The organism is Sphingomonas sp. CBMAI 2297 (assembly GCF_029870595.1).
Taxonomy (GTDB): domain Bacteria; phylum Pseudomonadota; class Alphaproteobacteria; order Sphingomonadales; family Sphingomonadaceae; genus Sphingomonas.
This window is the reverse complement of record NZ_JAPDIR010000009.1, coordinates 121,357-134,599: the sequence shown is the minus strand read 5'-3', so window position 1 is coordinate 134,599 and position 13,243 is coordinate 121,357. Positions and strand designations below refer to the sequence as shown.

Annotated in this window: 14 protein-coding genes; 11 read left to right on the top strand and 3 right to left on the bottom strand. The window is 68.4% G+C overall.

What is annotated here, in order from left to right:
- Positions 1-83 precede the first annotated feature (83 nt).
- The 4 genes from tkt to OMP43_RS14150 all read left to right on the top strand — a co-directional run bounded on the left by tkt (position 84) and on the right by OMP43_RS14150 (position 6,336).
- The gene (gene tkt, locus OMP43_RS14165; RefSeq protein WP_280280177.1) at positions 84-2,060 is read left to right on the top strand and encodes a transketolase; all 1,977 of its coding nucleotides are present in this window, start codon (positions 84-86) and stop codon (positions 2,058-2,060) included.
- On the top strand, positions 2,057-3,064 hold the full coding sequence (gene gap, locus OMP43_RS14160; protein WP_280280176.1) for a type I glyceraldehyde-3-phosphate dehydrogenase: 1,008 nt from the start codon (positions 2,057-2,059) through the stop codon (positions 3,062-3,064). The genes tkt and gap overlap by 4 nt, the downstream gene beginning before the upstream one ends.
- Before the next feature lie 162 nt (positions 3,065-3,226).
- On the top strand, positions 3,227-4,423 hold the full coding sequence (locus OMP43_RS14155) for a phosphoglycerate kinase (protein ID WP_280280175.1): 1,197 nt from the start codon (positions 3,227-3,229) through the stop codon (positions 4,421-4,423).
- 137 nt (positions 4,424-4,560) lie between these two features.
- On the top strand, positions 4,561-6,336 hold the full coding sequence (locus OMP43_RS14150; protein ID WP_280280174.1) for a methyl-accepting chemotaxis protein: 1,776 nt from the start codon (positions 4,561-4,563) through the stop codon (positions 6,334-6,336).
- Between the two features lie 6 nt (positions 6,337-6,342).
- On the opposite strand, the gene OMP43_RS14145 is transcribed toward OMP43_RS14150, so the two are convergent.
- Positions 6,343-6,864, bottom strand: coding sequence for a TlpA disulfide reductase family protein (locus tag OMP43_RS14145; protein ID WP_280280173.1), 522 nt, complete (start codon positions 6,862-6,864; stop codon positions 6,343-6,345).
- 184 nt (positions 6,865-7,048) lie between these two features.
- Between OMP43_RS14145 and OMP43_RS14140 the strand changes: the two genes are divergently transcribed.
- Entirely contained in the window at positions 7,049-7,963 is a 915-nt protein-coding gene (locus OMP43_RS14140; RefSeq protein WP_280280172.1) for a class I fructose-bisphosphate aldolase, read from the top strand.
- Complete coding sequence (locus tag OMP43_RS14135; protein WP_280280171.1) at positions 7,960-8,349, top strand: antibiotic biosynthesis monooxygenase; 390 nt, start codon at positions 7,960-7,962, stop codon at positions 8,347-8,349. The genes OMP43_RS14140 and OMP43_RS14135 overlap by 4 nt, the downstream gene beginning before the upstream one ends.
- A gap of 3 nt (positions 8,350-8,352) precedes the next feature.
- Here the strand turns inward: OMP43_RS14135 and OMP43_RS14130 are convergent, their stop codons facing one another.
- Entirely contained in the window at positions 8,353-8,679 is a 327-nt protein-coding gene (locus tag OMP43_RS14130) for a hypothetical protein (RefSeq protein ID WP_280280170.1), read from the bottom strand.
- 158 nt (positions 8,680-8,837) lie between these two features.
- Here OMP43_RS14130 and OMP43_RS14125 point away from each other — a divergent pair, with 158 nt between their 5' ends.
- A complete protein-coding gene (locus OMP43_RS14125) occupies positions 8,838-9,506 on the top strand; it encodes an O-methyltransferase (RefSeq protein WP_280280169.1) in 669 nt (222 codons plus the stop codon).
- Here OMP43_RS14125 and OMP43_RS14120 read toward each other — a convergent pair.
- The gene (locus OMP43_RS14120) at positions 9,503-9,991 is read right to left on the bottom strand and encodes a DUF805 domain-containing protein (protein WP_280280168.1); all 489 of its coding nucleotides are present in this window, start codon (positions 9,989-9,991) and stop codon (positions 9,503-9,505) included. The genes OMP43_RS14125 and OMP43_RS14120 overlap by 4 nt on opposite strands.
- Before the next feature lie 116 nt (positions 9,992-10,107).
- Here OMP43_RS14120 and thiE point away from each other — a divergent pair, with 116 nt between their 5' ends.
- The 4 genes from thiE (at position 10,108) to efp (ending at position 13,239) form a co-directional block, all read left to right on the top strand.
- A complete protein-coding gene (gene thiE, locus OMP43_RS14115; RefSeq protein ID WP_280280167.1) occupies positions 10,108-10,794 on the top strand; it encodes a thiamine phosphate synthase in 687 nt (228 codons plus the stop codon).
- Positions 10,795-10,976: 182 nt separating this feature from the next.
- Complete coding sequence (locus OMP43_RS14110) at positions 10,977-11,891, top strand: L,D-transpeptidase family protein (RefSeq protein WP_280280234.1); 915 nt, start codon at positions 10,977-10,979, stop codon at positions 11,889-11,891.
- A 5-nt stretch (positions 11,892-11,896) separates the two neighbouring features.
- Positions 11,897-12,505 carry a M23 family metallopeptidase gene (locus OMP43_RS14105; protein ID WP_280280166.1) on the top strand — a complete coding sequence of 203 codons (609 nt, stop codon included), beginning with the start codon at positions 11,897-11,899 and terminating at the stop codon, positions 12,503-12,505.
- Between the two features lie 170 nt (positions 12,506-12,675).
- On the top strand, positions 12,676-13,239 hold the full coding sequence (efp, locus tag OMP43_RS14100) for an elongation factor P (RefSeq protein WP_280280165.1): 564 nt from the start codon (positions 12,676-12,678) through the stop codon (positions 13,237-13,239).
- The last annotated feature ends 4 nt before the right edge of the window (positions 13,240-13,243 follow it).

The window sequence follows — 13,243 nt, the reverse complement described above, 5'->3', positions numbered from 1 at the left end:
GGCCGGCGCTCGGGGTGTCGAGGCGGTTGACGTGGCGGTCCAAGGTGCCCAAAGGCGTCCGCGCCAGCATCAGGGGACTCCAAGTGACCGCAAGCTTCGCCGATTGCGCCAATGCCATCCGGGCATTGTCGATGGACGCCGTGGAGGCGGCCAATTCGGGGCATCCGGGCATGCCGATGGGCATGGCCGACGTCGCGACGGTGCTGTTCCAGGAGTATCTGAAGTTCGATCCGGCCGATCCGAAATGGGCGGACCGCGATCGCTTCGTGCTTTCGGCCGGGCACGGCTCGATGCTGCTCTATTCGACGCTCTACCTTACCGGCTATGCCCAGCCGACGCTGCAGGACATCCGCGATTTCCGCCAGGTCGGCAGCCCCTGTGCCGGCCATCCCGAGAATTTCGAGCTGCCGGGCGTGGAATGCACCACCGGCCCGCTCGGCCAGGGCTTTGCCATGGCGGTCGGCATGGCCGCTGCCGAGCGGCACCTGAACGCCGTCTATGGCGACGACCTGGTCGATCACCGCACCTGGGTGATCGCGGGCGACGGCTGCCTGATGGAAGGCATCAATCACGAGGCGGTCGGCCTGGCCGGGCATCTGAAGCTCGGCAAGCTGATCGTGCTGTGGGACGACAACAAGATCACGATCGACGGCGCGGTCTCGCTCTCGTCGAGCGAGGACGTGCCCGCGCGCTACCGCGCCTCGGGCTGGCAGGTCGTCGCGTGCGACGGCCATGACCGGGCCGACATCGCCCGCGCGATCGACGAAGCGCTCGCCAGCGAGCTGCCGTCGCTGGTCCAGTGCCGCACGGTGATCGGCAAGGGCGCGCCGAACAAGCAGGGCTCGTCCAAGGTCCATGGCTCGCCGCTGGGCGCGGACGAAGTCGCCGCCGCCCGCGCGGCGCTGGGCTGGAACCACCCGGCGTTCGAGATCCCGGGCGATATCCGCGCGGCCTGGCTGGAAGCCGGCAAGCGCGGCGCCGCGCCGCATGCCGCGTGGAAGCAGCGGCTCGAAGCGCATGAGGACCGCGCCGAATTCGAGCGCCGGATGCGCGGCGACCTGCCGGCCTGGTTCTCGATGCAGGATCACATCCAGGGCCTGCTCGCCGCGCCGCAGAAGGTTGCGACCCGCAAGGCGAGCGAGATGGCGCTCGAGGCGATCAATGCGCAGATCCCCGACACCGTCGGCGGCTCGGCCGACCTGACCGGCTCGAACAACACGCTGACCAAGGGCCTGGGCACGTTCAGCGCCGGCAACTATGCCAGCCGCTACGTCTATTACGGCATCCGCGAGTTCGGCATGTCGGCGGCGATGAACGGGATGGCGCTGCATGGCGGCGTGATCCCCTATGGCGGCACTTTCCTGGTGTTCGCGGACTATGCCCGCGCGGCGATCCGCCTGTCGGCGCTGCAGCAGGCACGCGTCGTCTATGTGATGACGCACGACTCGATCGGCCTGGGCGAGGACGGCCCGACCCATCAGCCGGTGGAGCACCTCACCAGCCTGCGCCTGATCCCCAATCTCGACGTCTATCGCCCGTGCGACGTGATCGAGACCGCGGAATGCTGGGAACTGGCGCTGCAGAAGGCGGACGGCCCGGGCCTGCTCGCGCTCAGCCGCCAGAACCTGCCGCAGCTGCGCACCGAGGCTGCCGAGAACCGCTCGGCGCGCGGTGCCTATGCGATCCGCGAGGCCGAGGCGCCGCGCCAGGTGGTGCTGATCGCCAGCGGTTCCGAAGTCGAGATCGCCGTTGCGGTGCGCGACGAACTGGAAGCCCAGGGCATCGGCGCCGACGTCGTATCGATGCCGTGCTGGGAGCGTTTCGACGCGCAGGACGCGCGGTACAAGCGCGACCTGCTGCCGGCGCATGCGCTCAAGGTCTCGATCGAGGCCGGCGCGACTTTGGGCTGGGAGCGATATACGGGCTTGGACGGGCTAAACTTCGGCGTGGATGGATTCGGCGCCTCGGGGCCTTATCTGAAGCTCTACGAGCATTTCGGGCTCACCGCGGGAGCCATCGTGCCGCGGATCGTCGAAAAGTTGAACGGAGAACAGGCATGACGAAGGTTGCGATCAACGGGTTCGGGCGCATCGGTCGACTGGTGGCGCGCGCGATCCTCGAGCGCCCCGACAGCGGGCTCGAGCTGGTCACGATCAACGACCTGGCCGATGCCAAGTCCAACGCGTGGCTGTTCTCGCGCGACAGCGTGCACGGCAAATATCCGGGCACCGTCACCGCCGAGGGCGAGGACCTGGTCATCGACGGCAAGCACATCAAGGTGACCAAGGAGCGCGATCCCGCCAACCTGCCGCATGCCGAGAACGGCGTCGAGCTGGTGCTGGAGTGCACCGGCTTCTTCACCGACCGTGCCTCCGCCCAGAAGCATATCGATGCCGGCGCCAGGAAGGTGCTGATCTCGGCTCCGGGCAAGAATGTCGATCTCACCGTGGTGTTCGGCGTGAACCACGACAAGCTCGAGGCCGGCCATAGCATCGTCTCGAACGCGTCGTGCACCACCAACTGCCTGGCGCCGGTCGCCAAGGTGCTGAACGACACGATCGGCATCGAGCGCGGCCTGATGACCACGGTGCATGCCTATACCAACGACCAGAAGATTCTCGACCAGATCCACCCGGACCTGCGCCGCGCCCGCGCCGCCGCGATGAGCATCATCCCGACCACCACCGGCGCCGCCCGCGCCGTGGCCGAGGTGCTGCCCGAGCTGAAGGGCAAGCTGGACGGCTCGGCGATCCGCGTTCCGGTTCCGGATGGCAGCCTTGTCGACCTGACCTTCACGCCGAAGCGCGACACCAGCATCGAGGAAGTGAATGCCGTGCTGAAGGCGGCGTCGGAAAATGGCCCGCTCAAGGGCATCCTCTGGTATTCGGACGAGCCCCTGGTCTCGATCGACATCGTCCACACCTCGGCCTCGTCGACCGTCGACAGCCTGGAGACCGCGGTGATCGACGGCAAGCTGGTGCGCGTCGTCAGCTGGTACGACAATGAATGGGGCTTCTCGAACCGCATGGTGGACACCGCCAGCGCGATGGCGAAGCTGGGCTAACCGCCACCCTCAATACCTGCCGTCATGCTGAACCTGTTTCAGCATCCAACGCGCCTCAAGCGGTATCGCCCGTGGAGAGTTGGGCCCTGAAACAAGTTCGGGGTGACGGTGGGAGGGGAGGCCATGTCGCCCCCCGCATCAACGACCAATTGTGAGGACGATATGACCCGCCCCTTCAAGACGCTCGACGACATGGGCGAGATCGCCGGCAAGCGCGTGCTGGTCCGCGAGGACCTGAACGTGCCGATGGCGGATGGCCGGGTGACCGACGATACCCGGCTGCGCGCCGCGGTGCAGACCGTCGCCGAGCTGGCGGACAAGGGCGCCAAGGTCGTGGTCCTCGCGCATTTCGGGCGGCCCAAGGGGCAGCGCAACCCGGAGATGAGCCTGTCGCTCGTCACCCGGCCGTTCAGCCATGTCCTTGGCCGTGAAGTGCGCTTCATCGACACCGACGGCGCGGCCGAGGCGATCGACGCGATGCGCGATGGCGACATCGCCCTGCTCGAAAATACCCGTTTCGACGCCGGCGAGGAGAAGAACGCGCCCGAGGCCGTCGCCGCGCTCGCCGCGCTGGGCGACCTCTATGTCAACGACGCCTTTTCGGCCGCGCACCGCGCGCATGCCTCGACCGAGGGCCTGGCCCGCACGCTGCCCGCCTTTGCCGGCCGCCAGATGGAAGCCGAGCTCGACGCGCTCGACAAGGCGCTGGGCAATCCGGAGCATCCGGTCGCCGCGGTGGTCGGCGGCGCCAAGGTCTCGACCAAGCTCGACGTGCTCAAGCATCTGGTCGACAAGGTCGATCACCTGATCATCGGCGGCGGCATGGCCAACACCTTCCTGGCGGCGCGCGGCGTCGATGTGGGCAAGAGCCTGTGCGAGCACGACCTGACCGGCACCGCCGAGGAGATCCTCGACGCGGCCGATCGCGCCAACTGCACCGTGCACCTGCCCTATGACGTGGTGGTGGCGAAGGAGTTCGCGGCCAACCCGCCGAGCCTGCGCACCGTCAACGTCCATGAAGTCGCTTCGGACGAGATGATCCTCGACATCGGTCCGGCGGCGACCGAGGCGCTGGCGGACGTGCTCAAGACCTGCCGCACCCTGGTGTGGAACGGTCCGCTCGGCGCGTTCGAGACTCCGCCGTTCGACACCGCGACGATCAGCCTCGCCAAGACCGCGGCGGCGCTTACCAAGGAAGGCCAGCTCGTCTCGGTCGCCGGCGGCGGCGACACGGTGGCGGCGCTCAACCAGGCCGGCGTGGCGGGCGACTTCACCTTCGTCTCCACCGCGGGCGGCGCCTTCCTCGAATGGATGGAAGGCAAGGAGCTGCCGGGCGTCGCGGCGCTGGCACGCGGCTGAACGGGGAGGGGCGCATCGCCGATGCCCCTCTCTTTTATGTATTTTACGCGATTTCCCAAGGGGTAGCACCGAAACGGCTATAATGCCCGATGCGGAGAAGAGGCGTGTTCCGCGCCCGTCAGCCGCCCGGAGCGCCCATGACCAAGTCCCTGCCGATCTCGCACAAGCTGGCCAGCGCCTTCGCGCTGGTGATCCTGATCGCCGCCGCGATCATGACCTTCGTCTATACGACCTCGGCCGAGGTCGGCAGCCTGACCGAGGCGAATGGCAGGATCGACGCGGAGCAGGCGCTGGCCGCCGAGATCGAGAATTCGCTGCTCGCCGCCGTGGCCAATCTGCGCGGCTATACCATGAGCAACGACCCCGCCGACGCGGCCGCCTTCCAGCGCAGCATCGCCCAGTTCGACAAGGCGACCCAGGCGCTCAAGCCGCTGCTGACCGATCCCAAGGACAGTGCCCTGCTGGAATCGACGATGCGGGGCGTGGCCCGCTGGCGCGCCGAGACGGTGGCCCCGCTGCTCGCGCACATGTCCGCATCGGAAGCGGCGCGGGCCCGCGAGCTGCTCCGGGACGAGCGTGCTTCGGCCGGCGTGCGCACGCTTGCCCAGGGCGCCGAGGCGCTGCGCGAGGAGAAATATCGGGACGTGCAGCAAAGCCTGGCGGCGATCGACCAGGCCAGCCGCGAGGAGGAGCGCTCGATCGTGATCGGCGGGATCGCGCTGGTCGTGGCGGCGGGCGCGCTCTGGGCGTTGCTCCGCAAGCTGCTCGGCAGCCCGATCCTGTTCATGACCGGCGTGATGAAGCGCCTGGCCGGCGGTGACAATCGCGTCGAGGTGCCCGATGCCGATCGCCGCGACGAGATCGGCGACATGGCCCGCGCGCTGCTCGTGTTCCGCGACGCCGCGATCGCCAAGGAAGCCGCCGATGCGGCCAAGGCCGTCGCGGATGCGGAGCAGCGCCTGGTGGTCGAGACGCTGGCGGAGGGGCTGGGCAAGCTCTCGGCAGGCGACCTGACCGCGCATATCGGCGGCGATTTCCCCTCGGGCTATGCGAGCGTGCAGCGCAATTTCAACGATGCGCTGGGCAATCTCCGCACGCTGATCGGCGCGGTGCGCGACAGCGCGGAGGCGATCCGCTCGGGCGCGAGCGAGATCGCCGACGCCTCGGAGAATCTCGCCGAGCGCACGCAGAGCAATGCGGCGAGCCTGGAGGAGACCAATGCCGCGATCAGCCAGGTCGATACCAGGCTGCGGACCAGCACCCAGGCCGCGGCACGCACCGTGGCGCGCGCCGGCGAAGCGATCGGGACCGTGCGGGGCGGTCGCGAAGTGGCCGACGAGGCAGTGCAGGCGATGGGCCGGGTGAGCGAAAGCGCCAAGGGCATCGACGGCGTGATCGAGGGGCTGGACAAGATTGCCTTCCAGACGCGCGTGCTGGCGATGAATGCCGCGGTGGAGGCCGGGCGTGCCGGCGAGGCGGGACGCGGCTTCGCGGTGGTCGCCGATCTGGTCTCGGCGCTCGCGATGCGGGCCGAGGAGGAAGCGAAGCGCGCCCGCGACCAGCTGACCGTGACGCAGAGCGACATCCATGCCGCCGTCGCGGCGGTCGAGCGGGTCGACGGCGCGCTGGCGGGCATCTGCGAGGGCGTGGGCGAAGTGCACGAGCTGGTCGACGGGATGGCGGCGGACAATGCCGTGCAGGCCAGCGCCATCGCCGAGATCAACGGCGCGATCGGATCGATGGACCGCACCACGCAGCAGAATGCGGCGATGGTCGAGGAGACGTCCGCCGCCTCGCGGTCGCTGTCGAACGAAGTCGCGCAGCTTGCCGCCCAGGCCGCGCGGTTCAAGGTGGCGGGCGGCGTTCCGGCGCGGGCCGGGCAGCAGGCGCCGAGCCTCGCGACGATGCACTGACCGGCGCTATCTGGCCTTTTCGTTGAGCAGCGGGACCAGCAGCGCGTTGAGGCTCTCCAGCGTGAACGCGCCGGCCTTGGCATAGCGGACCACGCCGTTGCGATCGATGACGATATTGGTGGGCACCGCGCCGCCGAGCACGTCATAGGGGCCCTTGATCGAGCGCACCGGCTCGATGTGCATCACGTCGAACAGCTTCTTGAGCTGATAGGGTTTGAGCGAATCCTCGGTAGTGACGGCATAGACGCGGAGACCGGCGTCCTTGCGCAGTTCGTAATAGCGATCGAGCGTCGGCAGTTCCGTGCGGCAGGGGACGCACCAGGTCGCCCAGAAATTGAGCACGACCACATTGCCGCGCAACTCCTCGAAGGAGATCTTGCCGCCGTTGATCAGCCGCAGGGTGAATGGCGGCGCCGGCTGACCTTCCTTGACCGCCGCGAACATCGGCCGCGGGGCCGGCGCGGCGCCGAGCAGTGCCAGTGGCAGCGCGGCGAGCGCCAGCCGCCTGGAAAGCGAAGCGATTCCCATGTTCCGTCCCCCATTGCCCGGCGTCATGCTGTCGCGGGCCGGGGGAGGCGTCAAGCGCGGCCCCGGGGCCCCCTTTCGCCGCCCTTCCCGGAAAAGCCCGTGCGGTGGCAGCGTTGTCAGGCTTTTCGCTTGCGAAACCGGGCGATAGGGGCTCGTTCAGCACTACACGAACAAGGGAAAATCCATGTCGATCACGCCCGCTGTCAAAGCCATCCTCGCCAATTACGAGTCCGACAATCCGGGCGTGAAGGCCAATCTCGCCCGCATCCTGATGCAGGGCAAGCTGGGCGGCACGGGCAAGCTGATCATCCTGCCGGTGGACCAGGGCTTCGAACATGGTCCGGCACGCAGCTTCGCGGTGAACCCCGCCGCCTATGATCCCCATTATCACTATCAGCTGGCGATCGACGCGGGCCTCAGCGCCTATGCCGCGCCGCTCGGCATGATCGAGGCCGGGGCCGATACCTTTGCCGGCCAGATCCCGACCATCCTCAAGGTCAACAGCTCGAACAGCTGGGCGACCTCGATCGACCAGGCCGTCACCGGTGGCGTCGACGATGCGCTGCGCCTCGGCTGCTCGGCGATCGGCTTCACCATCTATCCGGGTGCCGACGACGTGTTCGGCATGATGGAGGAAATCAAGGAACTGCGCGCCGAGGCCGCCTCGGTCGGCATCGCCACGGTGATCTGGTCGTACCCGCGCGGCGGCAAGCTTTCGAAGGACGGCGAGCTGGCGCTCGACGTCGGCGCCTATGCCGCGCACATGGCGGCGCTGCTCGGCGCGCACATCATCAAGGTGAAGCTGCCGAGCGCGCATATCGAGCAGAAGGAAGCCCAGAAGGTCTATGAGGGCACCGACTGGTCGGCGCAGGCGGACCGGGTGAAGCATGTCGCGCAGAGCTGCTTCGCCGGCCGCCGCATCGTCGTCTTCTCGGGCGGCGCGGCGAAGGGCGCCGATGCGGTCTATCAGGACGCGCGCGATATCCGCGACGGCGGCGGCAATGGCTCGATCATCGGCCGCAACACCTTCCAGCGCCCCCGCGACGAGGCGCTGGCGATGCTCGACAAGCTCGTGCGCATCTACAAGAACGAGGAATGATCGGTCGCCGACCCGTGCTGGCAGGGCTCGCCATGGCGATGCTGGCCGGGTCCGTGCCGGCACGGGGGAAGCGGATGGAAGAAGTCGAGCCCTATGGCCTGATCGGCAAGATCAAGGCGCGGCCGGGCAAGCGGGCCGAGCTGGTCGCGCTGCTCTCCGGCGGCACCGGCGACATGCCGGGCTGCATGGCCTATCTGATCGCCGAGGATCTGAAGGACGCCGACGGCATCTGGATCACCGAGATCTGGAAGACCCGGCAGTTCCACGCCGACTCGCTCAAGCTGCCCGCGGTGCAGGCGGCGATCGCCAAGGGACGGCCGCTGATCGCGGGGTTCGAAACCCATGTCGAGACGCGGCCCGTGACGGGAATCGGGATCAAGAGCTAGGCGCTAGTGGCAGCCGGTCGCCACGGTTCCGGCATTGATCGGATCGAGTATTGCCGGGCGCAGTTCACTGTCGGGATAGGCGTGGAGGAGAGTGCCCTTCGGGTCCCGGGCGAAGCGGATGCGGAATCGATCCCGCTTGCCGCCGGAAATGCCGTCGAGCTCCACCGCTCCATCGACGACGCGATAGGTTCCGGAGGCGTTGCCGAAGCCATTATAGGCGAGGAACTTGCCCGGCGCGGGAAAGCTGAGCGGCCCCGCGTCGCAGGGGGCCATGGGTTCGCGGCGGATGAGGTGCCCGGGCAGCAGCCCGGCCAGCTCCGCCGCGGGCACCGGCGCGAGGTATCTCTCGGGCGCGGGAGCACCGCAGGCGGCAAGCGCGAGGGACCCCGCCAGGGCACCCCGTCGACCAAATCCGCGCAAGCCTCTCCCCATCGGGGCGACTTTGGGTCATCCTGGGCCAAGTGGCAATCGGCGCGGCGGAGACGGGCATGGCGCAGGACTGGATCGCGGTGGACGGCTATATCGCCGGCAAGCTGATCGGCGCGGACCCGGCGCTCGGCGCCACGCTGGCGGCCAATGCCGCGGGCGGGCTGCCGGCGATCGATGTCTCGGCGGCGCAGGGCCGGATGCTCGAGCTGTTCGCCCGAATGTCCGGCGCGCGGCGCATCCTCGAAGTGGGGACGCTGGGCGGCTATTCGACGATCTGCCTCGCCCGTGCCCTGCCGGGGGACGGACAATTGGTTACGCTCGAACTGGAGCCGCATCATGCCGAGGTGGCGCGGGCCAATCTGGCGCGGGCCGGGCTCGATGCCCGTTGCGACGTTCGCGTCGGACCGGCGGCGGAGACGCTCGCAGCGATGATCGCGGCGGGTGAGGGGCCGTTCGACCTGGTGTTCATCGACGCCGACAAGCCCGGCAACCGGGCCTATCTCGACGCGGCGCTCAGGCTCACGCGGCCGGGCAGCGTGATCCTGGTCGACAATGTGGTCCGCGGCGGCAGGGTCCTGGAGGCGGACAGCGCCGATCCCAGCGTGCTCGGCACCCGCGCGCTGTTCGACGCGGTCGCAGCCGAGCCGCGCCTCGACGCCACCGCGATCCAGACGGTGGGCGACAAGGGCTGGGATGGGTTCCTGATTGCGGTGGTGCGGGCCGGCTAGGCTTTGCCCGGCGGGGCATGTTCCCGCAACGCGCGCATCTGCGCCTCATATTGCTCGCGCGACTCCCAGCCGAGTGGGTGCGGGCCGTAGGCATTGGGGCCGAAAGTGCCCGGCCAGAACAGCAGAGCGATCCAGAGGACCAGCGCTACCAGCAAAAGCACGCCGAGTCCGGGCAATGATGCGAGGGCCGCCAGCGCAACGAAACCGAAGAGCCACCAACCCGGTTTGCCGATGTCGTGCAACCGGGCAATCGCCACGACAAGCAGCGCCAGGTCGAATGCTGCTTCCAATGCGACGTACCAGAGCGGGAAGAAAGTCGGATGCGCAATCGCCTCGGAGCGGAAGCCGAGCTGGATGCTTCCGAGAGCGACCTGGCGAAAGGCGAAGAACTTGATCGCCGAGAAGCCCAGGCTGCCAAGGATCAGCCACAGGAACATCGCGCCGCGGCCGGCGCGGCCGATTGGCCATTTGAACATGCTGAACATGCGAATCCCCCTTCCGCTTGTTATCCTGCGGCGATCCTGCCTTGGCCGGGGCCCGGCCGCCACTCGGTTTCGATCGATAGTGGTGAAGCCAACCGGCTTTCGCTAAGGCTCCCCCGATGACCGACCTGGATGAAGACGGCCTGCCGCCGCTCGACCCGAATTTCGCCGCGCAGTTCGAGCGGGACGTACGTCGTCCGCCCTGCCAGCTCTACCTGATCTCGCCGCGCGAGGTGGGCGGCGCCTTCCCCGAGCGGCTGAAGCGCGCGCTCGGTGCCGGGCCGGCGGCGGCGTTCCAGTTCCGGGTGAAGGGCGTCGACCAGCACGAGGCGGCACGCCTTGCCGAGCCGCTGCAGCGGATCTGCGCCGATGCCGACATCGCCTTCATCGTCAACGACAGCGTCAGCCTGGCCAAGCGCCTGGGTGCCGATGGCGTGCATCTGGGGCAGGAGGACGGCGATCCGCGCGAGGCGCGCGCCGTGCTCGGCCCGCAGGTGCAGGTGGGGGTGACTTGTCACGACAGCCGGCACCTGGCGATGGAAGCCGGCGAGGCGGGGGCGGACTATGTCGCGTTCGGTGCCTTCTATCCCACCGCCACCAAGGAGACCCGGCATCGCCCCGAGCCGGTGATCCTCAGCTGGTGGTCGGCGCTGTTCGAGCTGCCTTGCGTCGCGATCGGCGGGATCACGCCCGAGAACGCGCCGCCGCTGGTGAAGGCGGGCGCGGACTTCCTCGCGGTTTCCGGCGCGATATGGGACGGGGACGAGGAAGCCGCGATGAAGGCGTTCGCCGCGCTGCTGGCCTGATCCCGGACGTCGTCCGGGCCGGGACGACGGAAACACTCGGAGTTCCAGCCGTTGTTCTTGCGGAACGTCATCTGCAGGAGCTTGATTCGGTGCGGAAATTTGTCGGATTCGCGGCTTGCCTCGCCTGTGTCTCCTTTGGTCCCGCCGCGGCGGGGCAGGGGGGAACTTCCGGCAGGCCGCCGATCGATTACTCCATCCTCCATGCCCAGGTCATCCTCGATCATCTCGGCTTCTCGCCCGGCATTCTCGACGGGCGCCCGGGCCAGTCGCTCACGGCGGCGCTGAAGGGGTTCCAGACCGCGCGCGGCATGCCCGCGACCGGCACGCTCGATCCGGCGACGCTGCGCGCGCTCGCGCCCTATGCCTCGCTGCGTCCGGTCCGGCGGCTGACTCTCGACGCCGGGACGCTGGCCGGGCCCTATGTCAACCCGATCCCGAAGGACCCCGAGAAGCAGGCCAGGCTGGCCTCGCTCGCCTATACCCGCCCGCTCGAGAAGCTGGCCGAGATGTTCCACACCACGCCCGAGGTGCTGGTCGAGCTCAATCCGGGCGGCGGCAGGATCGTGCCGGGCGCGGCGTTCCGCTTCCCCAATGCGCTTCCTGCATCGCGCGACTATCCGGCGGACATCAAGCCGGAATGGCGGCGGACGCTCAACATGCTCAACGTCGAGGCCAAGGTGCCCGAGGCCGATCACATCGTGGTCGACAAGAGCGAGAAGGTGCTCAAGGTGTATGACGGGCAGGGGCGCCTGGTCGCTCAGTTCAGCGCGACCATGGGCAGCGCGCACGATCCGCTGCCGATCGGCACCTGGAAGATCAACGGGGCGGACACCAATCCGAAATTCCACTACAACCCCAAGCTGTTCTGGGACGCGAAGAAGGGCAGTGACCCGGCGATGCTGCCGCCGGGGCCGAACGGCCCGGTGGGGGTGGTGTGGCTGGATCTTTCCAAGGAGCATTACGGCATCCATGGCACGCCCGAGCCGCAGCTGATCGGCCGCACCGAGAGTCACGGCTGCATCCGTCTGACCAATTGGGATGCGGCGCGGCTCGCGCTGATGGTGAAGCCGGGCACCAGGGCAGTGTTCCAGGAATAGGCGCGATGGGGCTCTGGGCGAAGCGGGCCGGCTGGAGCCTGGCCGTGCTGCTGGCGCTGATGGCGGCGGGGTTCCTGTCGCTGGTGCGGATCACGGTGCAGCCCGCCGCGCCGGCCGCCCCGTCGCAGCTTGCGGGGCCCCAGGACGCCGCTCCCGCCGGCGCGGACGATGCGGATGATGCCGCCGCGCTGATCATTCCCGTGGAGGGCGTGGCCGCCGGCCAGCTCAGCGACAGCTGGGGCCAGAGCCGCGGCAACGGCGCGCGCGAGCATCATGCGATCGACATCATGGCCCCCAGGGGCACGCCGGTGCTCGCCGCGGCGGCGGGCACGGTCGAGAAGGTCTTCGAGAGCGTGAATGGCGGCCACACCCTCTATGTGCGCACCCGGGACGGCGGGACGATCCATTATTATGCCCATCTCGACAGCCGGCTGGTGGACGAGAGGCAGCCGGTGCGCCAGGGCGAGCGCATCGCGACGGTGGGCAATAGCGGCAGCGCGGCGGGCGGCGCGCCGCACCTCCATTTCGAGATCAAGCGCATGCGGCCGGGCGAGGGCTGGTGGCAGGGGCGGAACGTCAATCCCTATCCGCTGCTGCGGAATGCCCGGCCGTGATCCGTCATTCCGGCGGAAGCCGGGATCTCGTGCGGCAAATCGGACAGCATGCGGCACGAGACCCCGGCTTCCGCCCGCGTGGCCGGCAAGAACCGGGATGGCTTGCCCAAGTCCCCGCGCGCGGCTAAAGGCGCCGGCTCAGCTCTTTCTCAGTTCCATAGGTCTCGACCATGAAGATCAGCGGCGTGGACATCCGTCCCGGCAACATCATCGAATATGAAGGCGGCATCTGGCGTGCCGTGAAGATCCAGCACACGCAGCCCGGCAAGGGCGGTGCGTACATGCAGGTCGAGCTCAAGAACCTGCGCGACGGCCGCAAGAACAATGTCCGCTTCCGCTCGGCGGAGACGGTGGAGCGCGTGCGCCTCGACACCAAGGACTTCCAGTTCCTGTATCCCGAGGGCGACAGCCTGGTGTTCATGGACAAGGAAACCTACGACCAGACCACGCTGCCGCGCGACCTGCTCGGCGATGCCGCCGCCTTCCTGCAGGACGGCATGGACGTGATCATGGAACTCTATGACGAAGAGGCGATCAGCGTGCAGCTGCCCGACACGATCGAGGCGACGATCGTCGAGGCCGATGCGGTGGTGAAGGGCCAGACGGCCTCGTCGTCGTACAAGCCCGCCGTGCTGGACAATGGCGTGCGCATCATGGTGCCGCCGCACATCGCCTCGGGCACGCGCATCGTCGTCGACGTGTACGAGCAGGCCTATGTCCGCCGCGCGGACTGATGCC